This window comes from Nonomuraea sp. NPDC048881 (genome assembly GCF_040649795.1).
Classification (GTDB): Bacteria; Actinomycetota; Actinomycetes; order Streptosporangiales; family Streptosporangiaceae; genus Nonomuraea.
Genome location: NZ_JBEZGC010000025.1, coordinates 34,773 through 51,693, shown reverse-complemented (window position 1 = coordinate 51,693; position 16,921 = coordinate 34,773). Strand labels below are relative to the sequence as shown.

Genomic DNA, 16,921 nt, shown 5'->3' with positions numbered 1-16,921 from the left:
GGTGGCGTCGGGAGGTGACGTCAGGGGATGCCGCGTCAGGAGATGCTGCGTCCTTCCACCGCGTCGAGCACCAGGGGGCTGGGGCCGGGGTCGCCGCGCACGCCGAAGCCGTAGCGGTAACCGGCCCTGACCTCGGGGTCCGACAACGCCGGCAGGTGTTCCAGCGTGGCCGCGGTCACCAGCTCCCAGCCGGAGCCGGTGTCGGCGTACATGGCGGCCCGCTCGCCCACCAGCGACAGCGCGAAGCGGCCGCCGTCGGGGACGGTGACGCCCTGCTTGACGCCGAAGACCGCGATCCCGCCCGGCACCTGCGGGCCGCGCACCTCGAACCCGGCGAACCTGTGGCTGTTGACGTAGAACGCCGCCACGTCCGTGCTGCCGTCCTTGACCAGGCCCGTGTAGACGGTGTCCATGTCGGTGGAGTCGCCCTGGAACCTCCTGATCGTGATCGCCGTGGCGAACGCCGGGTTGCGCGGCGAGATGCCTGACGACATCAGCCCGAACCAGGACGCCGACGGGTGCCCGGCCGACAGCGCGCCGCCCGCGTACGTCACCTGCGGCAGCTCCTTGTCCTCCGGCTGGCCCCGGTGGGCCTGGTAGTCTCCGGCCTGGTCGAAGCCGTCGGCCAGCTCCTGGTTGGCGAAGGCGTCGGGGGCGGGCGGCACGTACGCGGCCCGCGGCGGCAGCCGGAACGTCACCCGGTCCGTGTGCCCCAGGTAGGACGCGCACACGACCGGATACTCCTGGTTCGCGGGCGCGTACGCGGTCAGCGTGGTCTCCGTCGTGCGGCTCGCGCCCGTGCGCAGGCCGGTCACCGGCAGCACGGGCGGATCGACGGCCACGCCGTCGCAGGCGGACAGCGTGACCCGGCCGGCCATCGGCAGCACGTCCCGGTTGGTGACGGTGAAGGTGACCTTGGAGCCGAGCCGGCCGCGCTCGGCGGTGGACGCGCTCACCTCGACGTTGCGCCGGGCGAGGCCGGGCAGCGCCGCCGCGGCCAGGCTCAGCCGGTCGAGGTCGTACGAGCCCGCCCAGTCCGAGCCGGCCGAGCCGCGTACCCAGACCTTGACCCGGGAGATCGCGGCGCGCGGGGCCCAGCGGGACAGGTCCAGCGTGAGCCGGTTCCAGCCGAGCTCGGGGTCGACCGTGCCGGCGCCCTCCGCGACCGCGCCGCCGCGCCCGTAGACGCGGACCTTGGCGGTGAAGACGTTGCCCGGCTTGAAGCCGTCGTCGGCCTCGGGCGGCACCCGGACCGACACCGACAGCGACGGCGTGCGCGAGGCGTCGAGCGGCTTGCCGAACAGCACGTCGGCGCCCTTGTAGGACTTGGCGTACCGCGACCAGCCGGGCAGGTCGCGGTCGAAGGGCACGCGCAGCGCGTGCCCGCCGTCCACGGCCACCCGCTCCACGGCGGCGGCGTTGTCCGAGGGCCGCCAGCCGTCGGCGCCGGTCTCGAAGCCGGAGATCACCCGCTCGGCCACCGGCCTGGCGTCGAGCTGCGTGCCCACCGCGGCGGGCGGCTTCCTGACGGCCAGCTCGGCCGGGTCGAAGCCGGGGATGACGTCCTTCCAGTCGGAGATGCCGATGATCTTCTTGGCGAACTCGGTCACCTCCAGCGACCGGCCGGTGTCGATGGCGGCGAACACCTCGTGCAGGGGCTTGCGCTCCCCGGCGTTGGAGGGCGCGCTGTGCTCCTCGTCCCACGTCCACAGGCCGAGCCGCAGGCCGCCCTCCTGCTTGTGGTCGACGTGCCGGTGCAGGATGAAGGAGTCGATGCCGTCGGCGAAGGCGATCTTGTAGTAGGCGTACGCGTAGGCCGCGGCCTGCAGCTCCAGCTCCTTGGCGGAGTAGTCCTGGGAGTTCAGGCCCTGTTCGGAGAGGATCACCCGTCGCCGTTGCCCGTGGTAGGTCAGGTCGTCCTGGGCGAGGTAGCGCGGCAGCAGCTCGATGTTCTTGAACGTGATCCGCAGGGTGTCGAAACCGTCCGTGGCGGTCTTGTCGTTCCAGAACGCCGGGTTGAACAGGTTCTCCGGGTAGGGGTGGTAGGCGATGTTCCAGTCGAAGTCGCCCTGGCGCTTGGTGAGGGCGTTGAGCCCGTCCACCACGTCGCGGCCCTTGTAGGTGTACTTCGGGTCGTCGTTGGCCGCGCCCGTCCAGAAGTGCGTCAGCGAGGTGTAGACGCGGGCGGCGGCGTCGGCCCTGCGCACGGCCTGCCAGGTCAGCCGCATGGCGCGGGCGTACTGGTCGAGGAAGACGTCACGGTCCTGGCGGCCCATGTTGTACCAGAACTGCTGGGCGTCGATCTCGTTGCCGACGATCCAGCCCCACGCCCGGCCGTAGCGGCCGTCGGCCTGGCTGTAGCGCTGGGCGAAGAACTCCATCGCGGCGGTGAAGTGCGCCTCGCCCTCGGCCGTCTTGGTGTTGAACGCGTACACCGTGCCCTTGCCCAGCTCGGCGTCGGGGTGGATGAGCGTGCGCGCGGCGGAGTCGGGCGCGCCGCTGTTGTAGACCAGCACGATCATGTTGACCAGGACGCCGTTGTCCGACAGCGGCTTGACCTGGGCATCGAGCCCGGCGACGGCGCCGCGGTCGAAGTAGTACGTCTTGCCCTGCGAGACGAACTCGATGGTGTTGCCCGGGGCGCCCGGCCCGGCCGTCATGACCGAGTCGAGGGCCAGGTTGATGCCGGCGTGCTGGACGCCGATCTCCTCGGCGTCGTCCGTCATTTGCACCTGTAACCCCTTTTTGCCCGACATTTCGGGATAAGGGGCTTGGTTGGCCGACGGGAAGCTCAGCTTGTCGGCGTAGTGCACCTCTCCCAGCGGGCCGTCCGCGCCCACCGCGAGGAACTTGTCGTAGAGCCGGTCCTGGTCACCGTCCATCCGGGGCACCTCGACGCGGAACGGGCCCGCCTCGACGGACGCGACCGGCCGCTCCCCCGCGGGCGAGTCCTGCCAGGCGTCCAGCGCGTACAGCTCGGCCGGGCCGGGGGCGACGCCGGTGACGGTGATCGTGTCCCCGCCGACCTCGACGCCGCTCACCCCGCCGGCCGCCGCCGCGCGCGCGGGCAGGGCCTGCGCCGGGAGGGCCAGCATCGGGACGGCCAGCGCCAGGGCGATCAACAACCGCATGTCATCTCCTCCTACTTGGCCCAGTCCTCGTCGCCCCAGGCGTTCTTCTTGATGCCCGCCTCGATGCCGCGCTTCCACCACTTGTCCAGGTCGGCCAGCTCCTCCTCCAGGGAGCGCCGGCCGAGCAGATAGCCGTCGAAGACGTCGCGGAAGGAGGTGCCCTCCGGGCCGCCCGGCAGGGCCACCACCCGGAACGGCTTGCCCCACTCGCCCTCCAGCAGCCCGGCGGTCTCGGCCGACGGCTCGACGCCCTCGACGGCGGGCAGGCCGCCGGTCGCGTCCAGCCAGGGCTTGATCGCCGGCGAGCTCATGTACTGCAGGAACTTGACCGCCGCCGCGTACTTCTCGCCCTTGACGGTGGAGGGGATCATGTAGCTGGTGCCGCCGATCGAGGCGCCGTAGCGGGCCGGGGCCTCCGACGACAGCGGCGTGCTGGCCTTGGTGATGGTCGGGAACGGCATCGTGCCGAGCGCGAACTTGGCGTCCGCCTTCAGCGCCTCGACGGCGAAGTCGGTGCCCCACGACATGGCGGCCTTGCCCGAGACGAAGTCGCGGTAGCCCACGGTCGCGCCGCCGTCGGCGACGCCCGTCCAGTTGGGCGTGCCGCAGTCGAAGAACTCCTTGTAGATCTTCAGGGACTCGGCGACCTCGGGCGTCCTGGTGGTGAGCGTGCCCTCCTTGATGACCCGGCTCATCGACTTCTCGGTCACGGTCGGCGCCTTGCCCGGCTTGCCGGTGGCGTCGAAGAGGTTCCAGTCGTCGTGGTACTTGTCGATGAGCTGGGTGCTGACCGCCTCCCACGTCCAGCCGGCGGCCAGGCCGCCCTTGTCGAGGGCGACGGGGTCGAAGCCGGCCGCCTTGAGCTTCCCGCAGGCGCTCCTGAAGTCCTCCCAGGTGGCGGGGGGCTGGTCGACGCCCGCCTTGGCGAAGGCGTCCTTGTTGTAGAACAGGCCGATGGCGACCAGGTTGAAGGGGACGTACTCCAGCTTGCCGCTCTCCTTGCTCAGCGCCTTGGAGACGGCGGGGCCGTAGTACTCCTTCCTGAACACGTCGATCCAGCGCTGGTTGCCCGGCACGTACGGGTTGGGCTTCTGCAGCTCGGCGTCGAGCGCGTGCACCTCGTGGGCCTTGTGCGGCGGCTGGTTGAAGACCAGTTCGGGCGCGGTGCCGGCGGCGAGCTGGGTGGTGATCGTCTGCATGAAGCCGTCGAGGGGCAGCACCTGCGTCCTGACCTCGATGCCGGGCTCGCGCTTCTCGAAGGCGTCGACCAGCGCCTCCCAGGCCGGTCCGAAGCTGCTGCCGCCGGCGTTCCACTGGTTGGGGCCGGCCAGCGTGATCGTCACCTTGCCGCCGCCGTCCTGGGCGGACGTGCCGCCGGTGCCGAGCAGGCCGCAGCCTGTCAGCGCGAGCAGCGCGGCCAGCGCCGCGAGCCCGCTCTTGGGGGGTGTTCTCATCGGGGTACGGGTCCTTTCCTTATTGATACGTTTCAATCACGGGCGCCGGCTCACTTGCCGGACACGATGCCGCCCTGGATGCCCGCCAGGAACCACTTGGACAGGAACGTGAACAGCACCACCAGCGGCAGGCTGGCCAGCACGTAGCCGGCGAACAGCGGGCCCCACTGCTGCGCGTTCTGGTTGGCGAAGAAGGCCAGCCCCGCCGGGATCGTCCGGTAGGCGTCGGTCTGCACGGTGAGCAGCGGCCAGAAGTAGTCGTTCCACACGCCCAGCACCGTCATCAGCGCGACCGTGCCGACGACCGGCCGCGCCAGCGGCAGCATGAAGGCCAGGAACAGCCGGACGCCGCCCGCCCCGTCCACCCGCGCCGCCTCGAAGATCTCCTCGGAGATCTGCGCCATGTACGTGCGCATGACGACGATCCCGAAGACCGTGTTCGCGGTGACGTGCGGGATGATCAGCACCAGCCGGCTGTCCAGGATGCCGAGGTCGCGCATCAGCACGAACAGCGGGATCAGGCTGGTGATCGAGGGCACCATGAGCAGCGCCGCGACCAGCCCGAACAGCGCGTTGCGCCCCGGGAAGCGGTAGCGGGCGAACACGAACGCCGCCGCCGGGGCCAGCAGCATCGTGCCGGCGATGGCCAGCGCCGCCACCACGAACGAGGTGAACAGGTACGGGCTGACCTGCTCCCAGGCCGCCGCGTAGTTGTCCAGGTGCACCGGCCAGGCCGGCGACCAGTAGCTGCCGAAGAACTGCTCGTTGTCCTTGACCGAGGCGGCCAGCATGAACAGGTACGGGAACAGCCCGGCGAAGGCCAGCACCGCCAGCACGCCGCCGGCCACCAGGTCGGTCCTGCGGGTCCGGCTCACGATCCCGACCTCCTGCCGAGCGCCAGCGCGACCAGGCTCACGCCGAGCGTCAGGGCGAACAGCACGGTGCCGAGCGCGGCCGCGTACCCCCAGCTGGTGTCCACGAAGGCGGCGTCGAGCATGCGCAGCACCGGCACCTGCGTGGCGTTGTCGGGGCCGCCCTTGGTCATGATGTGGGCCTGCATGCCGTACTGGAGCACCGAGATCACCGCCAGCACCAGCAGCAGCTTGACGTCGCGGAACATCATCGGCAGGTCGATGCTCCAGAAGCGGCGCAGCCGGCCGGCGCCGTCCACCTCGGCGGCCTGGTAGATCTCGGCCGGCACGTTCTGCAGCGCCGACAGGAAGACCAGGAACGGCAGGCCGGCCACCCACGGGAAGCCGATCGTCATCAGCGCGGCCAGCGCCGTGGCGGGGTCGCCGATCCAGTTGCCCGCCAGCCCGTCCAGGCCGAGCGCGCGCAGCAGGCTGTTGACGACGCCGTCGCGCGGGTCGTACATGAACTGCCACAGCAGCACGTTGACCACGGCCGGGAAGGCCAGCGGCAGGATGAGCAGGGTGCGGAAGACGAACCGCAGCCGCTCGCTGGACAGCGACATCACCAGTTCGGCGGCCAGCAGCGGGAACACCCACATGAGCGTGACGGCCCAGACGAAGATGATCCCGGCGTTGCGGAAGGAGGCCCACCACAGGTCGTCGCCGAGCATCGTGAGGTAGTTGTCCAGCCCGACGAACGGCGAGCCGAAGCCCGGCCGCCACTCGTACAGCGAGTGCAGCATGCCGTTGAGCGCCGGGTAGTAGGCGAACGCCGCGAGCAGGGCGAAGGTGGGCAGGAGGACGAGGTAGACGCCCCACGGGATCCGGCGGCGCGCTTTGGTGCTGGTCACGATCGTCAATGCCTCTCAGCGGTGGTGCGGAACGCGTACGAGCCCGAGCCGACCCGGTAGACCGCGGCCCCGTCGTCGAGGCGGTCGAAGGTCACGCCCTCCGCCTCGGCCGCCGGCCGGCCGCCTTCGGTCACCCGTTCCGGCGGCGCGGGCACGTGCACCTCGGCCCGGGTGTTGGGCGGCACGACGACGTCCAGGGCGAGGCCGCCGTCCGTCAGCCGCCAGGAGATCTCCACCTGGCCGTGCCGGGTGCGGTGGGCGGTCCGCGCCCAGCCGATCCCGCCGCCGGGGCGGGGGCGCACGACGATGTCGGCGTAGCCGGGCGAACCGGGGGCCAGGCCGCCGACCGTCCGGTACATCCAGTCGCCGACGGCGCCGTAGGCGTAGTGGTTGAAGGAGTTCATGCCGGGGTCCTGCAGCCCGCGGTGGTGGCTCCAGGAGTCCCAGCGCTCCCACATGGTCGTCGCGTCGCCGTGCACGACCGGGTAGAGCCAGGAGGGGAAGGTGTCCTGCGTCAGCAGCCGGTAGGCCACGTCCAGCCGCCCGGTCGAGGTGAGCGCGTCCAGCAGGTACGGCGTCCCGAGGAACCCGGTCGACAGGTGGCCGCCGCGCGCCTCGACGTCACCGGCCAGCCGGGCCGCGGCCCTGGGCAGCTCGTGCTCCTCCAGCAGCCCGGCGGTGACGGCCAGCACGTACGCGGTCTGCGTGCCGCTCGCCACCACGCCGGGGCCCTCGACGAAGGCCGCGCGGAAGGCCCGGCGCACCCGTTCGTACAGCTCCAGGCAGGAGCGCCGGTCGGCGTCGCGGCCGAGCGCGGCGGCGAGCCCGGCCAGCTGCCGGGCCGACAGCGCGAAGATCGCCGTGCCGACGAGCCTTTTGGGGGTGTCGGCGCCGATCGACAGCCAGTCGCCGAACCCCTCGTCGGGGAAGACGCCGTTCTCGGAGCGCCGGTCCAGGTAGGCCAGCCAGCGCAGCATCGGCTCGAAGCAGGCGGCGACCAGGCGGGCGTCGCCGCGCAGCCGGTGCAGCGCCCATGGCAGCATGATCAGCGCGTCGCCCCAGCCGGGCGAGCCGGCCTCCTTGGGGTTGGGCGACAGGCCGCGGCCCGACAGCACGTCGGGCACCACGTGCGTGACCGCGCCGTCGTCGCCCTGGGCGTCGACCACGTCGGTCAGCCAGCTCCGCAGGAAGGCGGCGGCGTCGTAGTTGAACAGGGCGGTCGGGGCGAAGGCCCAGATGTCGCCGGTCCAGCCGAGCCGCTCGTCCCGCTGCGGGCAGTCGGTGGGGACGGCCAGGAAGTTGCCGCGCTGCCCCCACACGATGTTGCGCTGCAACCGGTCGAGCCGCTCGTCGGAGCAGGTGAACTCGCCGGCCGGCTCCATCGCGGCGTGGGCCACCCTGGCCGTGATCGACTCGGGGGCCGCGCGCAGGCCGGACACCTCGGCGTACCGGAAGCCGTGGAAGGTGAACCTCGGCTCGAACGTCTCGGCCTGCTCGCCGCGGGGCAGGAACTCGTCCGTGGCGCGGGCCGAGCGCAGGTTGGCCAGGTGCAGCCCGCCCTCGTGGTCGAGCACCTCGGCGTGCCGCAGCACCACCGGGCGGTCGCGGCCGGCGCGGCCGGTGAGCCGGACCCAGCCGACCAGGTTCTGGCCGAAGTCGGCGATCCACACGCCGGGCCGCTGCTCCCACACCCGCACCGGCGCCACCTCCTCGTGCACCCGGATCGGCGGCGCGACGGAGGCGGTCACCCGGCCGGCCGGCGGGCTCACCGGCACCGCGGGCGCCCAGCCGGAGTCGTCGAACCCGGCGGCCGTCCAGCCGAGCGGTTCTGCCGCCAGGTCCTGCCGCTCGCCGTTCTGCAGGTCGGCGTAGCGGATCGCGCCGGAGCCGGCGCGCCAGTCGGAGTCGGTGCTCAGCCGGGTGCGGGTGCCGTCCTCGTGCAGGATCTCCAGCTCGGCGCGGAAGGCCAGGCGGCGGCCGTACTGGAAGGAGCCGAACCAGCTGATGTTGCCGGCGTACCAGCCGTCGGCGAGGACCGCGCCGATCGTGTTGCGTCCCTCCGACACCAGCGCCGTCACGTCGTAGGTCTGGTACGTGACGCGGTGGCGGTAGTCGGTCCAGCCGGGGGCCAGGTGGTCGGCGCCGACCCGGGCGCCGTTGAGGTGGATCTCGTAGACGCCGAGCGCGGTGGCGTACAGCCTGGCCCGGCGCACCGGCGACGGCACGCCGAACTCGCGCCGCAGGTACGGGCTCGGCCGGTCGCCGACCGGTTCGCGGCCCAGCGGCGGGTCGCCGTGCAGCCCGACCTCCTCGGCCAGCCGCCAGCCGGAGTCGTCGAAGCCGGGCTGCTCGAAGCCCTCGCCCGGCCGGTCCTCGGCCCGCCACCGGCCGCCGGAGGTGACGGTCACCGTGCTCTCGCCCGCCACCGGGACGAGCTGCGGCAGCGCGGGCCGCCCCTCGACCACGACCTCCAGCCGCACGCACAGCCCCGGCCCGGCGGCCCTGATCGCGAGCACGTTCTCGCCCGAGGCCACCAGGTCGCCGGCGTCGGCCACGAACGCGCCCGCCCGCCGCTCCCCCGCGACCCGCACCCCGTTGACGTACGCCTCGACCGACCCGACCGCCTCGGCCGACCCGGCCGCCCGGAACGCCTCGACCGACCCGACCGTCTCGGCCGTCTCAATCCCGCCGCCGTCGCCGATCACCAGCCACGCCGACAGCGGCCTGGCCCCGCCCGGCACCGCGAACCGCGTCCGGAACGCCCCGGTCGGTGACCCGGACGGGCCGAGCGGGCCGGCGACCCAGATGCGCGGCACGTTCTCCAGCGACGGCAGCCGCTCGGAGCCGGGCACCATGGGGGTGCCGATCCAGCCCGCCATCCAGCCGCCGGCCTCGCCGAGCCCGGTCTCGAACCAGTGGGCGGGGCTCCAGCCGGACCATTCGCCGTGCTCGTCGGCCACCTTGACCCGCCACTGGTAGCGCGTCCTGGGCCGCAGCGCGGCGCCGCCGTACGGAACGTCGAAGGTAGCGGCCGAGTTCACCACGCCGCTGTCCCAGACTGATTCGGCCTCCTCGTCGGCCGGATCGCCCTCCCGGGCCACGACCAGCCGGTACGCGCTCTGCGCCCGTCCACGCCCGGCCCCGGTGATCCACCAGGAGAACTCCGGCGTGTCCACGTCGAGGCCGAGTGGTTCGGCCAGTCCTTCGACGCGCAGGTCGGTCACGGCGAGATGCGACAAGGGTACTCCCGGCTAGTTGAAACATTTCAAGCAATGCGCACCGTAGGCACCGTGAGGTACATCCGTCAATGCCCCGGTTCCAGATGTGCAGCGCGGGTTCGTTTGGCTGAAACATTTCAACCAGTAGACTGGCCCTCTCTGCCAGGTGACCAGAAGGGCTGTCCACCGGTGACCGACATCCACAAGCCGGCCGAGCGCCGCCGGCTCAGCATGGTCGACGTCGCGGCCCATGCCGGCGTGTCCGTGGGAACGGTCTCCAACGTGCTCAACCGGCCCGAGCTGGTGGCCGAGCGCACGTTGCGCCGGGTGCGCGCCTCCATCAAGACGCTCGGCTTCGTGCCCAGCGCGCCGGCCCGGCAGCTGCGCGGCGGCTCCGGCCGCTCGGTGGGCGTGATGGTGCGCGACATCGGCAACCCGTTCTTCAGCGAGGTGCTGCCGGGCATCGAGACCCGGCTGTCGCAGGAGCAGCTGCTCCTGGTGCTGTGCAGCTCCGGCGACTCGGCCGAGAAGGAGGCCCACTACCTGCAGATCCTGGAGCAGCACCGGGTGCCCGGCATCCTCATCACGCCCGCCGGGCCCGACATCTCCCATCTGGTGGAGCTGCGCCGGCGCGGCATCGGCATGGTGCTGCTCGACCGGCCGGGCGCCGACGCCCAGCTCTGCGCGGTGGCGGTGGACAACGTCCGGGGCGGCGAGCTGGCCGGCGCCCACCTGCTCGCGCTCGGCCACCGGCGCATCGCCTTCCTCAACGGCCCGCCGATCGTGCGCCAGTGCGCCGATCGGCGCGAGGGGCTGGCCAGGGCGGTGCGGGCCGCCGGGCTCGACCCCGACGAGGTGATCACCGAGGTCACCCTGCCCGCGCTGACGCCGCGCGAGGGCGAGGCGGCGCTGGAGCGGCTGCCCGCGCGCAAGGGGCCGACGGCGCTGTTCTGCGTCAACGACACGGTGGCGCTGGGCGCGCTGCGCGGGCTGGAGCGGCGCGGGGTGCGCGTCCCGCACGACATGGCGGTGCTGGGCTACGACGACGTCGAGTTCGCCGAGCTGCTGTCGCCGTCGCTGACCTCGGTCCGCCAGCCCAAGCACCAGCTCGGCCAGGCGGCCGCGGAGCTGCTGCTCACCGACGCCCGGGGCGACGCCAACCACTGGCACCAGGAGATCGTCTTCCAGCCGGAGCTCATGGTCAGGGCGTCGACCGTTCCTCAGTGACGTTTCAAGTCGGTCCGCCGCAGCGAATCGGGTCTTGCCTGGCCGCCTTCTGGGCCTCATTGTTGAGACGTTTAAATCCAGGAGGTCCCATGGGTTGGGTTGCCCGCATCGCCGCCGTCCTCTTACTTCTGCTTCCGGCCGCTCCGGCCGCCGCCACCGGCACCGCCGCCGCTCTGCCGTATCCGGTCAGGTCCGACTACCGCATCAAGGGCCTGCAACCGGACTTCTGGCCCGACAAGAACGAGATCGCCGGCAACAACGCCGGCGGCGTCGCCATGAACCTCATCTGGGCCGACTGGGAGCCCAGCGTGAAGACGCCGCCGTGCGCGGCGGGCGCGCAGGAGTTCGGCGGGCGCTGCTTCACCGTCGGCTCGGCCGTCGACGCCGCCATCAGGGACTGGACCGCCCGCGGTCTCGTCGTCACCGCCGTCGTCTACGGCACCCCGGCCTGGGCCCGCGGGGCCCGTCCCTGCACGCCAGCCGCCCCCGGGTTCGAGAAGTTCTGCGTCCCCGACGACCCGGCCGCCTACGGCCGCTTCGCCGGCATGCTGGCCCAGCGCTACGACGGGCAGCACGGCAACGGCCGCATCGCCGACTTCGTCGTCATGAACGAGGTCAACAGCAACACCTGGTTCGACATCGGCTGCGGCCAGGGCGCGGCCTGCGGCACGACCGCCTGGCTGGACGCGATCGCCGCGAACTACAACGCCGCCTACGACGCCGTCATGGCCCAGCAGCCCACCGCGAAGGTGCTCACCTCGCTCGACCACCACTTCGGCACCGCCTACGACCAGCCGGCCGCCTCCGAGGCGATGTTGTCGGGCATGACCGTGCTCAAGGGCCTGGCGGCGCGGGCCGGCGACCGGGCCTGGCGGGTCGCCTACCACCCCTACCCGCCGAACCTGCTGGCGCCGCAGTTCTCCGCCGACGACTTCCCGAAGGTCACCTACGGCAACATCGGCGTGCTGGTCGGCTGGCTGCGCCAGCAGTTCCCGAACACGCCGTCGGCCTGGCAGGTGCAGCTCACCGAGAGCGGCGTGAACTCGTTGTCGCCCTCGTCGGAGGCCGCGCAGGCGTCGCAGTTGTGCAACTCCTTCCGCAACGTCCTCGGCACGCCGGGCATCGAGAGCTACGTCTGGCACCGCATGAGCGACCATCCGGACGAGACGGCGGCCGGCCTCGGCGTGGGGCTGCGCCGCACCGACGGCTCGGCCAAGCCGGCCTGGGCCACGTGGGCGCTGGCCAACCGGAACGACCTGTCGCCCCCGCAGTTGTCGTGCGGCTTCGAGCTGCTGCCCCACACCCAGCTGCGCCGCGGCTACCAGTCGGGCAAGGGGCACGTGGCCAGCTCCCGGCTGCTGCCGCCCGGCTTCGCCCAGGAACGCGTGTGGAAGCTGCTGCGCAACCAGGCGGCCGGCACCGTGCCCCTGTACGAGTGCAAGGTCGGCGCGCACACCATGCTCACCCGCGACCCCGGCTGCGAGGGGCAGTTCCCGATGGGCCCGGTCGGGCACGTCTACACCAGCCAGGTGCCCGGATCGGTGGCGCTGCACCGGTGCCGGGCCGCGAGCGGCGACCACCTGGTCACGGACCAGGCGGGCTGCGAGGGCCTGATCCACGAGCAGGTCCTCGGTTACGCGCTGCCCTGACCCCGTCCCGGGCCGGCGGCCGTCCGCGTGGCGACCACCGGCCCGGCGGCTTCCGGCGGCCGTCCGCGTGGGGGCCGCCGGGCCGGCGGCTAGCGGGCCCGCTTCGCCGGCGTCCTGGGCGCGGCGCGGACCAGGGTGAAGTCGTCGACGTCGAAGTTCGCGCCGGTGAACACCAGGTACAGCCGGGCCGTGCCGGAGGGCACGCCGGTCAGCGCCGTGGAGACGTCGGCGTAGGACTCCCAGCCGCCGGTGTCCGGCACGGTGACGGCGCCGAGCACCGGCCCGGCCGGCGAGCCGGTGCGGATCTCGAAGCCGCCCGACGGCCCCGGCGAGGCCACCCGCGCCCGGAACGCGGTGACCCCGGTGAGGTCCACGTCGTAGGCCGCCCAGTCGCCCGGGTTGACGTAGCCGAGCACGGTGCCGCCGTGCGCGGGCGCGTGCGGGTAGGTGGCCACGCCCGACGCCTGCGCCCAGGTCTCGGCCTGGACGACGGAGTCCCCGGCAGGCGGGCCGAGCTCCTTGATCCGGATGTTGCGGAAGGACGCCTGGTCGGCGTCGCTGTGGTTCTGGATGCCGATGTGCCCGTTCTTCAGCGAGCGGGCCGGGTCGGTGTTGGTGAAGTCGTTGATCTTGGCGCCGTTGAGGAAGACCTGGAGGCGTTCGCCCTCGACCCGGATCTCGTAGGTGTTCCACTCTCCCGGCGGGTTCAGCGCGGCGTCGCGGGCGGCGATGTCGGCGGCCTTGAAGCCGTAGACCGAGCCGGTGGTCCGGTCCGGCGCGTCGGTGGCGTCGATCTGGATCTCGTAGCCGTTGTTCACCGCCGAGGACGGGTCCGTCGAGGGCGGGAAGCCGACGAAGACGCCGGAGTTGTCGTCACCGGCCAGCTTCCAGTCCAGCTTGAGCGAGTAGGAGGTGGTGTACTCCTTGGCCTTGTACCAGAGCAGGCCCATGCCGCCCTGCGAGGTCAGCGTGCCGCCGGCGTTGGCGAAGCCGCCCGGCCCGGCCTGCTCCCAGCCGGTGGTCGAGCCGTCGTAGAGGGTGGTGTAGCCGGTCTCGGGACGGCAGTCGGCCTTGGCCTGGCCGGTGGCGTAGGCCAGGCCGCCGCGCAGGTGCTGCCGGAAGGCGGGCTCGGCGAAGGACTCCGCGGTGTGCCCGCCGCCGGTGTAGAAGGAACGCCCCCCGTCGTACGGCTTGCACCAGGCGATCGGGTGGTCGGCGCCCATCGTGCCGCCCGAGTACGTGGACTCGTCCAGGGTGGCCAGCACGTGGGCGCCGGTCCTGGCGTTGGTCCGGTAGTCGTACCATTCGTCCGTCCGCGGCCAGGTGGCGTCGAGGTGGGCGGTCGCCGGGTGGGCGCGGTCCTCGACCTTGACCGTCGCCTTCTGCACCGCCGGGTGGGCGGCGAACCAGGCACCGACGAGACCGCCGTACCAGGGCCAGTCGTACTCGGTGTCGGCGGCCGCGTGGACGCCGGCGTAGCCGCCGCCCGCTTTGACGTACGCCTCGAACGCGGCCTGCTGCGCGGCGTCGAGCACGTCACCGGTGGTGTTGAGGAAGACGACCGCCTTGTACGCGGCCAGGTTCGCCGCGGTGAACGCGGCCGGGTCCTCGGTGGCGGTCACGCCGAACCCGAGGTCCCTGATCGCCTGGACGCCCGCCGCGATCGAGTCGTGCCGGAACCCCGCCGTACGGGAGAAGACCAGGACGGCGGGGCCGCCGGCGGCGGGGGTCGCCGTGGTGAACCTCTGGGCCGTGCCGCCGTTGCACGTCCTGATGACGAGCTGAGCCGGGTCGGTGGCGTCGAGGCACTTGCCGAGCGCCTTGAGCGCGCCGCCCTCGGCGGTCCACTTCTGCGCGCCCGTGCCGTTGCAGGTCCAGATCTGCACCTTGGTGCCGTCGGCGGTGCCGGCCCCGGCCACGTCGAGGCACTTGCCGAGCGCCTTGACGGTCTGGCCGTCGATGGCCCAGTTCTGGGCGTTCGTACCGTTGCAGGAGTAGAGCTGCACCTTGGTGCCGTCGGTGGTGCCGGCGCCCGCGACGTCCACGCACCTGCCGTCGGCGGCGCGGATCGGGCCGACCGCCATCGCCTCCTTGGCCAGGGTGAAGTCGTCGAGGTCGAACAGCGCCCCGGCGCCCCCGGTGAAGACCAGGTAGAGCGTGGTGGACGCGGCGGTCGCGCCGGTCAGCGGGGCCTGCACGTCGGTGAAGGTCTCCCAGCCGCCCGTCACCGGGACGGCGGCCTTGCCGAGCAGCGGCCCGGTGGGCGAGCCCGCGCGCACCTCGATGGAGCCGCCGGCGCCGCCGGAGGAGACCCGCGCCCGGAACGTCCTGGCGTCGTCGAGCCGGTAGGGGGTGAAGGCGATCCAGTCGCCGTTGTGCACGTCGCCGACCGTCCTGCCGCCGTGCGCGGCCGCCTTGGAGATCTGCGAGACGCCGGACATCGTCGCGTAGTGCTCGGCCTGGCGGTGGCGGGGCTGCAGGACGTGCTGGGTGTGGGTGGTCAGGCCGCCCTTGTCGGTGTACTCGGCGTCGAAGACGGCGAAGATGTTGGCCGCGTCGTCGTGCTCGCCGTCGGCCGGGATCGCCAGCTCGCCCGCGCAGCCGTTCTTCGAGGTGATCTGGTGGCCGTGGCTGTCGTGGCCGAGCACGTACGTCATCCTCACCTTGGCGCAGTCGATCTGCGTGTCCTCGGGGTCGGTCACCCCGATCGTGAAGGGCACGGTGTCGCCCCAGGTGAACAGCGTCCCGGGGGCGGGCGTGCCGATGGTCACGGCGGGGGCGGTGTTGCCGGCCGTGATGACCACGCCGGCGGTGCCGGCGTTGCCCTGGGGGTCCCGCACGGTGAGCGTGGCGGTGAACTCGCCCTCGCTGGTGTAGGTCTTGGTGGGGTTCGGGGCGGTGGAGGTGGTGCCGTCGCCGAAGTTCCAGGCGTAGGTGAGCGCGCCGCCCTCGGGGTCGGCGGAGCCGGCGCTGGAGAAGGCCACGGTGAGCGGGAGCTTGCCGGACGTCCTGTCGGCCTTGGCGACCGCGACCGGCGAGCGGTTGCGGTCCTTGATGTACTCGACGCGGTAGAGGGCGGAGTTGGCGTCGCCGCCGAAGTAGCCCGAGCCGTAGTCGAGGACGTAGAGCGCGCCGTCGGGCCCGAAGGCCAGGTCCATGACCTGCGTGCCGGTCCAGGGGAAGGCGGCGATCTCGCCGCGCGTGCCGTCGGCGGCCACGTCGATCGCCTTGATCCACTTGCGGCCGAACTCGCCGGCGAAGAAGTGCCCGTCGAGGTCCTGCGGGAACTTGACGGCGGAGTTCAGGGCGGCGTCGTAGCGGTAGATCGGGCCGCCCATCGGCGACTCAGAGCCGCTGCCGAACTCGGGCGGGGAGCCGGCGTCGCCGCCGTACCTGATCCAGGCGGGCTTGGCGGGCGGGAGCTTGGCCAGGCCGGTGTTGCGCGGCGAGTCGTTGGCCGGGCCGCCCGCGGCGCAGTCGTACTTCTGGCCCGACGGGCCCGAGGGGAAGGTGTAGTCGTTGTAGGTCTCGGTCAGGGTGTTGGTGCCGGTGCAGTACGGCCAGCCGTAGTTGCCGGGGCCGGTGACGCGGTCGAACTCGACCTGCCCGGCGGGCCCGCGGTTGGGGTCGGTGCTGCCGGCGTCGGGGCCGTAGTCGCCGACGTAGACCACGCCGGTGGCCTTGTCCACGGTCATCCTGAACGGGTTGCGGAAGCCCATGGCGTAGATCTCGGGCCTGGTCCGCGCGGTGCCCGGCGGGAAGAGATTGCCCGCGGGGATCGTGTAGGTGCCGTCCGCGGGGTTCACCTTGATGCGCAGGATCTTGCCGCGCAGGTCGTTGGTGTTCCCGGCGCTGCGCTGGGCGTCGTAGACGGGGTTGCGGTCGGGGCGCTCGTCGATGGGGGCGTAGCCGGCCGAGTCGAAGGGGTTGGAGTCGTCGCCGGTGGACAGGTAGAGGTTGCCCTGGGCGTCGAAGTCCATGTCGCCGCCGACGTGGCAGCACATGCCGCGGTCGGCGGCCACGTCGAGCACGGTCCGCTGGGAGGCCAGGTCGAGCGTCCAGTCGGGCTTGAGGGTGAACCGGGCCAGGCGGTTGACGCCCTGCCAGGCCGACCAGTCGGCGCCGGTCGCGGGCGCGTCGCCGGACGGCGTGCTGAGGCGGGGGGCGTAGTAGAGGTAGATGGTCCGGTTGGCGGCGAAGCCGGGGTCCACGGCGACGCCCTGGAGGCCCTCCTCGTCGTGGGTGTAGACGGGCAGCGTCCCGATCACGGTGGTCAGTCCCTGGGCGTCGGTGCGGCGCAGCGTCCCGTCGCGGGCGGTGTGCAGCACCGACAGGTCGGGCAGCACGGCCATGGTCATCGGCTCGCCCATCTCGGCGACGCCCTTGGCCAGCTCGACGCGCTGGTAGTCGGCGGGGTCGATGGCGGCGTGGGCGCGGGCGGGCGGGGCGGCCAGGGTGAGCACGACCGCGCTCGACATGG

8 protein-coding genes are annotated in these 16,921 nt (G+C 72.5%); 2 read left to right on the top strand and 6 right to left on the bottom strand.

What is annotated here, in order from left to right:
- Positions 1-35: 35 nt before the first annotated feature.
- From AB0C33_RS45875 to AB0C33_RS45855, 5 genes are read right to left on the bottom strand one after another with little or no spacing between them, the layout of a single operon-like run.
- On the bottom strand, positions 36-3,131 hold the full coding sequence (locus AB0C33_RS45875) for a DUF5722 domain-containing protein (RefSeq protein ID WP_358300375.1): 3,096 nt from the start codon (positions 3,129-3,131) through the stop codon (positions 36-38).
- An 11-nt stretch (positions 3,132-3,142) separates the two neighbouring features.
- Positions 3,143-4,585, bottom strand: a complete 1,443-nt coding sequence (locus AB0C33_RS45870; RefSeq protein WP_358300372.1) for an extracellular solute-binding protein — start codon at positions 4,583-4,585, stop codon at positions 3,143-3,145.
- A 50-nt stretch (positions 4,586-4,635) separates the two neighbouring features.
- Positions 4,636-5,460 (bottom strand): carbohydrate ABC transporter permease, encoded by an 825-nt coding sequence (locus tag AB0C33_RS45865; RefSeq protein ID WP_358300369.1) that lies wholly within the window; start codon positions 5,458-5,460, stop codon positions 4,636-4,638.
- Positions 5,457-6,347: a sugar ABC transporter permease gene (locus tag AB0C33_RS45860; RefSeq protein WP_358300366.1), complete on the bottom strand. Its 891-nt coding sequence runs from the start codon at positions 6,345-6,347 to the stop codon at positions 5,457-5,459. Before AB0C33_RS45860 ends, AB0C33_RS45865 begins: the two co-directional genes overlap by 4 nt.
- Positions 6,348-6,352: 5 nt before the next feature.
- Positions 6,353-9,586, bottom strand: coding sequence for a family 78 glycoside hydrolase catalytic domain (locus AB0C33_RS45855; RefSeq protein WP_358300364.1), 3,234 nt, complete (start codon positions 9,584-9,586; stop codon positions 6,353-6,355).
- Between the two features lie 168 nt (positions 9,587-9,754).
- Here AB0C33_RS45855 and AB0C33_RS45850 point away from each other — a divergent pair, with 168 nt between their 5' ends.
- Positions 9,755-10,792 (top strand): LacI family DNA-binding transcriptional regulator, encoded by a 1,038-nt coding sequence (locus AB0C33_RS45850; protein WP_358300361.1) that lies wholly within the window; start codon positions 9,755-9,757, stop codon positions 10,790-10,792.
- 89 nt (positions 10,793-10,881) lie between these two features.
- The gene (locus tag AB0C33_RS45845; protein ID WP_358300359.1) at positions 10,882-12,441 is read left to right on the top strand and encodes a DUF5722 domain-containing protein; all 1,560 of its coding nucleotides are present in this window, start codon (positions 10,882-10,884) and stop codon (positions 12,439-12,441) included.
- Between the two features lie 89 nt (positions 12,442-12,530).
- Here AB0C33_RS45845 and AB0C33_RS45840 read toward each other — a convergent pair whose 3' ends face one another.
- Positions 12,531-16,919 carry a ThuA domain-containing protein gene (locus AB0C33_RS45840; protein WP_358300356.1) on the bottom strand — a complete coding sequence of 1,463 codons (4,389 nt, stop codon included), beginning with the start codon at positions 16,917-16,919 and terminating at the stop codon, positions 12,531-12,533.
- Between the last annotated feature and the right edge of the window lie 2 nt (positions 16,920-16,921).

Excerpts from the sequence above, each read along its gene's own strand:
- AB0C33_RS45840 (WP_358300356.1), bottom strand. The coding sequence starts at position 16,919 with ATGTCGAGCGCGGTCGTGCTCACCCTGGCCGCCCCGCCCGCCCGCGCC.
- AB0C33_RS45845 (WP_358300359.1), top strand. The coding sequence starts at position 10,882 with ATGGGTTGGGTTGCCCGCATCGCCGCCGTCCTCTTACTTCTGCTTCCG.
- AB0C33_RS45875 (WP_358300375.1), bottom strand. The coding sequence starts at position 3,131 with ATGCGGTTGTTGATCGCCCTGGCGCTGGCCGTCCCGATGCTGGCCCTC.
- AB0C33_RS45870 (WP_358300372.1), bottom strand. The coding sequence starts at position 4,585 with ATGAGAACACCCCCCAAGAGCGGGCTCGCGGCGCTGGCCGCGCTGCTC.